This is a genomic window from Carnobacterium sp. (assembly GCF_049673005.1).
In the GTDB taxonomy this organism is placed as follows: Bacteria; Bacillota; Bacilli; order Lactobacillales; family Carnobacteriaceae; genus Carnobacterium_A.
Genome location: NZ_JBATXB010000069.1, coordinates 1 through 10,564, shown reverse-complemented (window position 1 = coordinate 10,564; position 10,564 = coordinate 1). Strand labels below are relative to the sequence as shown.

9 protein-coding genes are annotated in these 10,564 nt (G+C 35.0%); 6 read left to right on the top strand and 3 right to left on the bottom strand.

Annotated features, from left to right (window positions below; translation table 11 throughout):
• The first annotated feature begins 107 nt into the window (after positions 1-107).
• Positions 108-1,235, top strand: coding sequence for a glycerate kinase (locus WBF61_RS05635; protein WP_424254690.1), 1,128 nt, complete (start codon positions 108-110; stop codon positions 1,233-1,235).
• Positions 1,236-1,368: 133 nt separating this feature from the next.
• Here the strand turns inward: WBF61_RS05635 and WBF61_RS05630 are convergent, their stop codons facing one another.
• Positions 1,369-2,346: an NAD-dependent epimerase/dehydratase family protein gene (locus WBF61_RS05630; protein WP_424254689.1), complete on the bottom strand. Its 978-nt coding sequence runs from the start codon at positions 2,344-2,346 to the stop codon at positions 1,369-1,371.
• Positions 2,347-2,718: 372 nt separating this feature from the next.
• Between WBF61_RS05630 and WBF61_RS05625 the strand changes: the two genes are divergently transcribed.
• On the top strand, positions 2,719-4,149 hold the full coding sequence (locus WBF61_RS05625; protein ID WP_424254687.1) for a 6-phospho-beta-glucosidase: 1,431 nt from the start codon (positions 2,719-2,721) through the stop codon (positions 4,147-4,149).
• 83 nt (positions 4,150-4,232) lie between these two features.
• Here WBF61_RS05625 and WBF61_RS05620 read toward each other — a convergent pair whose 3' ends face one another.
• Positions 4,233-4,679, bottom strand: a complete 447-nt coding sequence (locus WBF61_RS05620; protein ID WP_424254685.1) for a HEAT repeat domain-containing protein — start codon at positions 4,677-4,679, stop codon at positions 4,233-4,235.
• 91 nt (positions 4,680-4,770) lie between these two features.
• Positions 4,771-5,949, bottom strand: coding sequence for an ROK family protein (locus WBF61_RS05615; RefSeq protein WP_424254684.1), 1,179 nt, complete (start codon positions 5,947-5,949; stop codon positions 4,771-4,773).
• 292 nt (positions 5,950-6,241) lie between these two features.
• Between WBF61_RS05615 and WBF61_RS05610 the strand changes: the two genes are divergently transcribed.
• The 4 genes from WBF61_RS05610 to WBF61_RS05595 all read left to right on the top strand — a co-directional run.
• Positions 6,242-7,528 (top strand): PTS sugar transporter subunit IIC, encoded by a 1,287-nt coding sequence (locus WBF61_RS05610; protein WP_424254682.1) that lies wholly within the window; start codon positions 6,242-6,244, stop codon positions 7,526-7,528.
• A 22-nt stretch (positions 7,529-7,550) separates the two neighbouring features.
• Positions 7,551-8,450, top strand: coding sequence for a haloacid dehalogenase-like hydrolase (locus WBF61_RS05605; protein ID WP_424254680.1), 900 nt, complete (start codon positions 7,551-7,553; stop codon positions 8,448-8,450).
• 242 nt (positions 8,451-8,692) lie between these two features.
• Positions 8,693-9,262 carry a DUF4256 domain-containing protein gene (locus tag WBF61_RS05600; RefSeq protein WP_424254678.1) on the top strand — a complete coding sequence of 190 codons (570 nt, stop codon included), beginning with the start codon at positions 8,693-8,695 and terminating at the stop codon, positions 9,260-9,262.
• Between the two features lie 31 nt (positions 9,263-9,293).
• Positions 9,294-10,564: DUF2254 domain-containing protein (locus tag WBF61_RS05595; protein ID WP_424254677.1), on the top strand; the 1,271-nt coding region annotated here is incomplete at its 3' end.

Sequence of the window (10,564 nt, the reverse complement as noted above, 5' to 3'; positions counted from 1 at the left end):
ACTAGATTTTAAGCTGCATTGATTAGTCGATTTAGTATAGCTTACTATAACGTATAATGTTTAAAAGGCTCATTTATGAAGACTGAATAAAGACGGGAGTGTGTTTGTTGAAAATAATTTCTGCAATGGATTCAATGAAAGGTTCTTTAACCAGTATTGAAGCCAATCGTATCATTAAAGAAGTCTTTCAAGATGAACAAATTGAAGTTAAAGAAATCGCTATTGCTGATGGAGGAGAAGGGACAGTTGAAGCATTTGTAGAAAATATAAATGGTGCTTATGAAAATGTAACTGTCCATAATCTAATAGGAGAACGAGTTGCAACTACTTTTGGTTGGGTAGAGGAATCGAAAACAGCAATAATTGAATCAGCTGCTACTACGGGTATTCAATTTGTGGATTTTACAGAAAAGACACATCCTAAAAACACAAGTTCAATTGGTGTAGGTGAAATGATTTTAAAGGCTTTAGATAAACAATCTAAAACAATTATTATTGGGCTAGGAGGAACAGGAACTGTTGATGGTGGGATAGGGGCTCTAGCAGTTTTAGGAGCTTTTTTTTATAACACTAAAGGAGAAAAACTTGAACCTCTCGGAAATAATTTAAATCAGATTTCACGTATTGATAAAAAAAAATTAGATCCACGTCTGAAAAATACGACCATTATCGTCGCTGCTGATGTAATCAGTACACTGACGGGATCAGATGGTGCAGTTCATATGTTTGGATTACAAAAAGGTATTTTACCAAGAGAGTTAGATTTGTATGAACAAGCAATGGAAAGCTATAGAAGTATTCTTTTAGAGAATAAAGAGGATCAACCTGGTGATGGTGCAGCTGGCGGAATAGGCGCAGCATTTAGGATAATACTGAATGCCGAAGTAGTTTCTGGTATAGAATTAATTGCAAAACAAGTCCAATTAGAAAAACTGTTAGAAGATGCTGATTTAGTTATAACTGGAGAAGGAAAGATGGATAACCAGACGTTGCAAGGAAAAGTACCGATTGGAATTAGCCGATTAAGTAAAGAATTTGGGATTCCAACAATTGCTTTTGTCGGAGAGTTTACCGGGGACCCTTCCGCATTTAAGGAAGCAGGTATCCAAAGTATTATACCCGTTATCGATTCTATTACGACGATGGAAGAGGCTATGCAAAGTGCTGGAGAAAATTTGAAGAGAACAGCTCAACGAACGAAAGAGTTGATTCTTCTTTTACATGGAACTCACTAGAACAATCCCTCTCAGAAAAATTGAGAGGGATTGTTTTAAGTCTATTTAAGATCTAATATAAGGCGGTTGAAATACTACTCAAAACAAGAATTTCATCTTTATCCTTGTAACTTCTCAAGTGTGACTAATTCAGTTAAGAGGGTGTAACGCATTTATTTAGTGTTTCTTTGATAGATTTTATGACATCGTGTTCTTTTATTCCTAAAGCAACCATCGTTTCTGCCGGTTCAATATATAAATCCTCGGTTTGAAGTTTAGACATGACAGCCATATGGATGCCATGTTCCAATCCGTTTTCAGCAGCTTTTCTATCCATTTCTTCATACATTGGTCTCATTTGTTCATAGTCAACAATGGGAACTTGAGTTGTTTCAGTTTGCCCTAAAGCATCAACCATCATTTGATAAAAATCTTGAAATTTCATATTTAGCGCTGCAATAGCATACGTGTGACGGTGCTGACCCTTTTCCATTGCGCCAACAGCTGCTTCAGCTACTTGTTCAACAGTAACCATAGTTGTTCCGCCTTTTAGAGCTGGAAAGACAGGTCTGCCTTTTATTTGATCCGTAAACATTTTCCATAAAGGCATTCTTCCAGGCATAGTTCCAAAAATATAAGGCAAACGTAATGAAGTAACCGTCATGCTGCCTTCACCCTCTGCAAAAGCTACCTCTTCTTGCAACAAACGTGTATTTGGATAAGCTTGATTTCTTAAATGATACTCAGGCAAACGCTCAGCAAACTCGGCAAAATAAGAACCAAACAGGACAAATTTCTTTATATCGACTTCTTTAGCTAAACGGGCTATTCTTTGTGTGGGAAGAACATTTGCTTCATAGAAAAACTTCATAGCCGGTTTTTGAGGAGTTGTACGTTCGTCAGCTCCGGCTGCATAAATGAAGCCTTCACAATCTTTTAATAAGTCACGTATTTCAGTATCGGATAAGTCATTCATGTTCCCTAAATGACACTCTACCTCAGTAGGTAATAAATCTTCTTTTGGCAATGGAGGCAATGCAATTGTCTTAACTTGATATCCTCTAGATAATAGTTCTTTAATTGTGTAATAACCTAAAAATCCTGTACCACCTAAAACAAATATTTTTGACATGATTAGCTCTCCTTTTATTTTTTATTTCACATTTAGACTAAGTCTTTTCAAAAAAATCATTAGAAAAAAACCTACTACTAATTGTATAATAAATTATACATCAAATGAATGCGGATACACTACTTGTTTTTTATCTGAAAATTTCAAAGGAAGATTTTTCTAAGAGAAAAAAATTATTAGTGATTTATTAGATTAAGAAGATAGAGGCAACACTTTTTCTGTTACACTATATAAAAGGGATTCTTTTTTCATCATTTTGTAGGCGGTTTCTTTTTTAGGGAGATAAGTAGGAATGCTGAAAAGTAAGTACTTACCTAGATTTAAATAAGAAAAGTAACATCTTTTGTTTATCAAAATTGAAGGAGGATATTTATGGCACTTAGAAAAGATTTTTTATGGGGCGGGGCTACGGCAGCTAATCAATGTGAAGGCGGCTACAATAAAGGCGGGCGAGGTCTAGCGAATGTAGACGTTGCACCAATTGGAGAAGATCGATTTCCAGTAATTGCAGGGAAGAAAAAAATGTTTGATTTTGATGATCATCATTTTTACCCAGCCAAAGAAGCCATCAATATGTACGAGCATTATAAAGAAGATATCGCGTTATTCGGAGAAATGGGTTTTAAAACGTATCGTTTATCTTTAGCCTGGAGTCGTATTTTTCCATTAGGAGATGAAGCGGAACCGAATGAAGAAGGATTGCAATTCTACGAAAATTTGTTCAAAGAGTGTCATAAATATGGGATTGAACCTTTAGTTACTATCACACATTTTGACTGCCCGATGCATTTAGTCGAGAAATATGGTGCTTGGCGGAGTCGGGAAATGATTGGTTTTTATGAAAATTTATGCAACGTTATTTTCCGTCGCTATAAAGGACTCGTAAAATATTGGTTGACATTTAATGAAATTAATATGATTTTGCATGCGCCGTTTATGGGAGCAGGATTGTATTTTGAAGATGGCGAAAATGAGGAACAAGTAAAATACCAAGCAACTCACCATGAACTTGTAGCGAGTGCGATTGCTACTCGCATTGCGCATGAAGTGGATCCAGAAAACCAAGTGGGCTGTATGCTTGCTGCAGGTCACAACTATCCTTACTCATGTAAACCAGAGGATGTTTTTGCAGCACAAGAAGCTGATCGTGAAAATTACTTCTTTATTGATGTTCAATCACGTGGCGAATACCCATCATATGCTTTGAAAAAATTAGAACGTAAGGGAATTACTCTTCAAATGGAAGAGGGAGATTTAGAGTTGCTAAAAGAAAATACAGTAGATTTCATCTCCTTTTCATACTATTCTTCAAGGGTAGTATCAACGGATCCTAAGATAAATGAAACAACAGAAGGCAATATCTTTGCATCTGTTAAGAATCCATATCTAAAAGAAAGTGAATGGGGCTGGCAAATAGATCCATTAGGGTTAAGAGTTACGATGAACTCGTTGTATGATCGCTATCAAAAACCCTTATTTATTGTTGAGAATGGCTTAGGAGCTATCGATGAGCCGGACGAGAATGGGAATATCGTTGACGATTATCGTATTGACTATTTAGCGTCACATTTAGCCGCAATGAAAGATGCGGTTGAATTAGATGGTGTCGATTTGATGGGTTATACGAGTTGGGGCTGTATTGATTTAGTCAGTGCAGGTACCGGGGAAATGGAAAAAAGATACGGTTTTATTTATGTTGATCGAGATAATAAAGGAAACGGAACATTAGCTCGTTCTAAGAAAAAATCTTTTGATTGGTACAAAAAAGTGATAGCAACAAATGGAGAAGATTTATCATTTTAAACAATAAAGACTAGTTACTATAAAGAAAAGAAGAACCGGCATACATGTTGTATGTTGGTTCTTCTTTTTTACTCTACAATTAATTAACGCAAATTCTCATATAAGGCAGTCATCCATAAATCAAAATTTTCTTGTTCTTCGTATTGCATGACATCATACATTTCAGAACTAACGACTTGGAATTGCTTCTTAAAAGAAATTAAGTCAAATTCTTCCATTTGTAAATCTCTTTTTACACGGCTAAAAATTTTAGCGAAGTCTCTGCTACTGTATCCGATATCTCTTCTCTTTAATACAAGAGGAAGTCCTTTTTTCGTAATTCCCATTGCTGTAGCAGCGTTGAAAGCCGCTTCTTTAACTGCGAATACGCGATCACTAGATGCAAGTTTTGTTAAGATATATCGAGATTTTTGACAATCGTATTTTGCTAACTCGTTAACAGCTGATAATCTAAGTTCCCAATCATCTTTTGTAGTAGCTTGTATTTTTAACTCTTCGATATTTACTGGTTCTGCTTGGATAATTTTCATAAATGCGTTGCCTCTTTCTGTTTCTTTCTTATTACCATATTATAGAGTCTGATTTACTATTACAAGGTTATTTCGATTAAATAGCGAATTTCTAAAATGTTTCATAGACACATAATCCACAGGCGCCTAGAGCGCCATTTATTGGACGATAAGGTTTGAAAATTCGCTTTGTAGGATTTTGAAGGTCCACTAGTGAAGTATTGTCTTCAATAGACTGATTTAAGTAGGATGCTAGTTCAGGATCACTAAATAGCTCGCTATGAATATAAACAATTTCTGAATCCATCATCATTAATAAGTTGTTAATAGCAATAGAAAAATAAAGTATGGCTTGATTAATTAGTGTAATAACACCTTCATCGCCTAGTCGATAAGCTTTGATAAGTGTATCTATAGAAAGCTGCTCTTTTTTGGAAACTAATTGTTTAAGGAAAGTATGTGGTGTGTTTTCGTAAAGTAGCTTAGCTTTATTGATTATCCACGACTCACTCGTATAGGTTTGAAGACACCCTCTCTTCCCACATTCACATAACTCACCGCTTGGATTAACAACGGTATGACCAATTTCACCGATTAAATGATTCTTATCCGCATATATTTCTCCATTGTACATGTAGGTATTGAACATGCCTCGACGGACATGGAGGAAAATGAAATTCTGATCTTGTTTATCTTCACCAAATAAACGCTCTGCAATAGCCATGCATTTCACATTGTTTTTCAAAAAAATAGGGATTTTAATAGATTCTTTAATATGTGTAAAAGAGAAGTTAGTCCAAAAGGGATTGTTTGTTTTTATACTTTCGTTAAGTGAGTCGTAGTGACCCGGTACTGCAATACCAATGGCTGAAGGATGGTAGTCTTCACATTGAGTAATAAATTGAGTTAATTCTTCTGAAAAAAGTGAATCGTTTAAGGTTTTGTTATTGTTCCAACTATCATAAGAGATAATTTTTTCTTTTATAATCGTACCAATATTATCGCTTAAACAAAAAGATAAAAACTTTTCAGATAATTCGACGCCAATATAATAACTGTAGTCAGGCGAGATAGTCAATAGAATTTTTTTTCGACCAGGTTTATTAGTCGTTTCGTCTTCTCCTAATTCATGAATATGTTTTTCTAAAATAAGGTTGGTTGCTATCTCGCTTATCGTAGCAGGTGTAATCGCTAATTTTTTTGAAAGATCAATTCTTGAAATAGGTCCAGTGGCATAAATTTTATCTAAAATCCTCTTTTTCTGTATGCCTTGTTTCTTTGGTAAGTACATAGTGTTAGCCTCTTTCTTCGCTGTTTTTATAGATAAAGTGATTGCTAGTTGATTTACTATATAACAGAATTATATGTTTTTTCAAGTAGCGAAGGACTGTATGACTAGTATACCTTAATAATTATTTTTTGTAACGATTAGTGAGGTTTTTTGTATTAATCTAAATAGTTGTTTACAAAATAAAATTAATAATATATACTTTATTTAATAACAAAAAAGAATCAAATAATTAAATGATAGGGCTTGCACTCGATTGTTTAGTTATTAAATATAATTAATAGGAGGAGTTTTTATGTCTGAGTCAAATAGTTTTATTGAAGAAAAGTTAATGCCCATTGCATCAAAGTTGAGTGCGAACAAATATTTAACAGCTATTCGTGATGGAATTACGCTAGCAATGCCATTAATCATTATTGGTTCAATCTTTATGGTTATTGCAAGTTTTCCAGTTCCAGGTTGGGAAGCTTGGTTAGGGAAAGTTGGTGTTGCAGGTTATTTATGGAAAGGTGTTAATAGTAGTTTCGGTTTAATTGGCTTGGTTGCCAGCTTTGGGATTGCTCAAAGTTTAGCTAGTCAGTACAAAGTAGATGGCGTTGCTGCCGGAATCATCTCTATGGCATCGTTTGTTATGGTTACACCGTTTATTGCAAGTGAAGCAGGCGAAGGGTTAACGGTTCGTTACCTTGGTGCCAGTGGTTTGTTTGTTGCTATCGTATTAGGATTATTTACTGCATTTATTTATCAATGGTTTATCAAACACGACATTCAAATTAAGATGCCAGACAGTGTTCCGCCAGCTGTGGCAAGAAGTTTTAGTGCTATTATTCCTGGTGCGGTTATTATTACATTTTGGTTAATTACTTATGCTGTTCTCGACATGATGTCTTGGCCTAACTTACACGAGCTAGCCCAGGTTGTCTTAGGCGGGCCACTTGGGTTATTAGGAAATAATATTTTTGGAACAGTGATTGTTGCTGGTTTAAACAGTTTACTATGGTTTATTGGTATCCACGGTGGAAACGTTGTAAACTCAATTATGCAACCAATCTGGATTACTAATTTAGCTGAGAATACTGCTGCTTATCAAGCAGGAACTGAAATGAAAAATATTATCACTGTTGCATTTATGGACAACTTTGTTTATCTCGGTGGTGGTGGAGCAACAATAGGTTTGGTATTGGTACTTGGTTATATTGCTCGTAAAAAACAGACAAGTAAACAAACAAAAATATTAGCTCCGATAACTGTTGTTCCAGGTTTGTTTAATATAAACGAACCAACAATGTTTGGTGTTCCTGTCGTTTTAAACTTTGCTTTATTAATTCCATTTATCCTTGCACCAGCTGTTAATGCGATTGTAGCGTACACGGCGATGGCAACTGGACTTGTGCCTTTAACAAGAGTTGTTGCATCTTGGACAATGCCACCTATTTTAAGTGGATTCTTAACAACAGGTAGTATAAACGGATCAATTTTACAAATTGTACTGATTATATTAGATATTCTCATTTATCTCCCATTCTTCTTGGCTCTTGAAAAACGTTTTAAAGCACAAGAAGAAAATGCACCACTTTACTAAAAAATGAAAGGAAGTTATTAAAATGGTTAAACGCTTAATTAGTGCCAACGCTACAGAAATATTATCAATGAGTGCAACAGAATTGAAGCAAAGTATAAAAGCAAGTGAGGGTCGTGTGATTTTATCTGAAAATGTGGCTCCTCGTGAATCATATATTGGAGACATTACAAATTCAGAAATGGCACGCGCATTTGGGGCAGATTTGATTCTTTTGAATGGAATTGATGTATTAAACCCTGATGTTTTTGCTATCGGAGAGTATGAAGGATCGTTTGTTAATCGATTACATGAGTTAGTTGGTCGTCCAATTGGAGCTAATCTTGAACCGGTAGATACGTCTGCTGATATGTTAGAGCAAAGAGAAGAAATTGCTTTAGGTCGACAAGCGAACGTTCAGACTCTGAAAGAAATTGAAAAATTAGGTTTAGATTTTGTTTGCTTTACGGGTAACCCAGGAACAGGTGTAACAAACGCTGCAATTTTAGAAACAGTTAAAAATGCAAAAGAACATTATTCAGGATTAATTATTGCAGGGAAAATGCATGGTGCAGGAGTTGATGAAGCAGTAGCTGATCTTTCAGCTATAAAAGAATTAATTGCGGCTGGAGCAGATATTATTCTTACTCCGTCAATTGGAACCGTCCCTGGTTTTGATAAAGAAGAATTGAAAGAAGCTGTTAAGCTAGCTCATAAAGAAGGTGCTTTAATCATGACAGCTATTGGAACAAGTCAAGAAGGTTCCGACGTAGACACGATTAAATATATGGCTCTACAAAATAAAATATGTGGTGTTGATATCCAGCATATTGGTGATGCCGGCTACGGTGGTTTAGCTCCTGTTGAAAATATCTTTGCAATGAGCAAAGCGATTCGTGGGCAACGTCATACAGTATCGATGATTTCACGTTCAATAAACAGATAATATTTATCTAAAAAAAGTCTTTGACAATATTTTTTTGTCAGAGACTTTTTTTATTAGTTAAAAAATATCATTCTTAGAGTCCTTAATCGCTCACAATGGTACTTTTTTTGTAAAAAGGTTAGAATAAAGAAAGACTGATTGTTGCTGATTTATGATAGATAAGACTACTGTATTTTTTATTGAATTAAATAGAAAAATGTTGAAAGCGTTATTAAGGATAAAAAGTAAAGGGGAGAGCCATTATGACAAAGTTAAATGAGAAAAGAGTGGAAGAAGAGAGACGTGATGAGTTGATGGCTATTTTGAAAGAACGGTTTAAACATAACATTACACGACATGAACTTCTTGAATGGGAGAAAATAGAAGCAAAACTCAATGAAAATCCTGAAAAAATCTGGTCACTCAATGAAATGGAAGAGACGGGTGGAGAACCTGATGTGATTGGGTATGATGATGAAAATAAGGACTATTTGTTTTGTGATTGTTCACAAGAAAGTCCTAAAGGCCGTAGATCTAGTTGCTATGACTTTGAAGGGTTAGAGTCTAGGAAAAAGAATAAACCAGATAAGAATGCAGTTGGAATGGCAGCAGAGATGGGAATAGAATTGTTAACACCGGAACAATACACTGCACTTCAAGAAAAAGGAGTGTTTGATGCGAAAACATCTAGTTGGGTTAAGACACCGATTGAGATTCGAAAACTTGGTGGTGCTCTTTTTTGTGATTATCGATTTGGACAGGTCTTTTTATACCATAACGGAGCAGAGTCATACTATGCTGCTCGAGGATTTCGTGGATTATTAAGAGTGTAAAAGTATTGTCTAAAACAAGGAGTGAAAAAGGGTGAGAATAAAACAAGGATATGAAAAAATAAAAAAAAGTATCTGGTTGTATCCTGTTGCTTATAGCATACTAGCACTAATGTTAGCAGCAGTCGTTGTGCTTTTAGACAATGGCTACTTGTTTGATATGAGGCCGTATTTACCTAGCTTTTTATTAACAAGTGGCAGTCTTGCAAAGTCAGTTTTAGGAGTTGTTTCTAGCGCTTTTATTACTATTACGACCTTTACTTTTTCGACAACGATGGTTGTATTGAGTATTTATATGAGCGAGTTCTCGCCTCGTGTAGTTGAAAATTTTCTTTCAGATGAACGAACAATGAAATCATTTGGTATATTTGTTAGTGGGTTTATTTATAGCATTACTTGTATGCTATTTATTAGAGAAGAGTTTCTGACTAAACCGATTCTTTCTGGGACAATTGGAGTTATCTATATTATTTTTGGTTTATTTAACTTTATCTTGTTTATTAATAGTGTTGGAAAATATATCCAAGCTAGTAACTTAATTAATCGATTGTACAGTCATGCCCAAGAAGTCATTGCAACGTATAAAAAAGAAATCAACCAATATGAATTTGTTTCTAAAATAGGTGTTGAAGCGCAAGGACCCGGATACCCGATTAAAATGGGACAGAACGGATATATCCAACAAGTTGATTATGAGCAACTATTTGAACTAGCTAAACAACATACTATCGTAATCAGATTGGATAGGATGATCGGCCAGTTTGTAACAAATGATGCAGTGATAGGAGGATTATTATCTGAGTCCCCCAAGGCTGAATCTTCAGAAATTATTGATGAAATGCATGAGCTTATGCTGGTAGGAATGAGACGGACAGAAGATCAGGATTTTAATTTTTCGATTCAAAAAATTGTCGAGGTAGCGTTAAGGTCTTTATCACCAGGAATAAACGACCCAAATACTGCTATTTTTTGTATTAATAGTTTAGGATTATTACTAGGTGAATTGTGTACTCTAAAAGAAGGGTACGTTGTTATGAAAGAAAAAGGATCAGAGGCAAAAGTTTATCGAGAGACGTATAACTTGGATAGAATGTTACGTGACACATTTCTTCAAATCATTCACTATGGTCAAGGGGATGTTTATGTGATGTTAGCGGTATTAAAAGCCTATTATCATCTAACAAATGAAGCTCGGGGAGAAAATAAAGAAATAGTTAAAAAACAAGCGAAACACCTTTTTGATCGCTTGCTTAAGAAATATGAAGATTCAATGGAAATAGAAATGATGACAGAGGCCTATGAAAA

Excerpts from the sequence above, each read along its gene's own strand:
- WBF61_RS05630 (WP_424254689.1), bottom strand. The coding sequence starts at position 2,346 with ATGTCAAAAATATTTGTTTTAGGTGGTACAGGATTTTTAGGTTATTAC.
- WBF61_RS05625 (WP_424254687.1), top strand. The coding sequence starts at position 2,719 with ATGGCACTTAGAAAAGATTTTTTATGGGGCGGGGCTACGGCAGCTAAT.
- WBF61_RS05620 (WP_424254685.1), bottom strand. The coding sequence starts at position 4,679 with ATGAAAATTATCCAAGCAGAACCAGTAAATATCGAAGAGTTAAAAATA.
- WBF61_RS05615 (WP_424254684.1), bottom strand. The coding sequence starts at position 5,949 with ATGTACTTACCAAAGAAACAAGGCATACAGAAAAAGAGGATTTTAGAT.
- WBF61_RS05610 (WP_424254682.1), top strand. The coding sequence starts at position 6,242 with ATGTCTGAGTCAAATAGTTTTATTGAAGAAAAGTTAATGCCCATTGCA.
- WBF61_RS05605 (WP_424254680.1), top strand. The coding sequence starts at position 7,551 with ATGGTTAAACGCTTAATTAGTGCCAACGCTACAGAAATATTATCAATG.
- WBF61_RS05600 (WP_424254678.1), top strand. The coding sequence starts at position 8,693 with ATGACAAAGTTAAATGAGAAAAGAGTGGAAGAAGAGAGACGTGATGAG.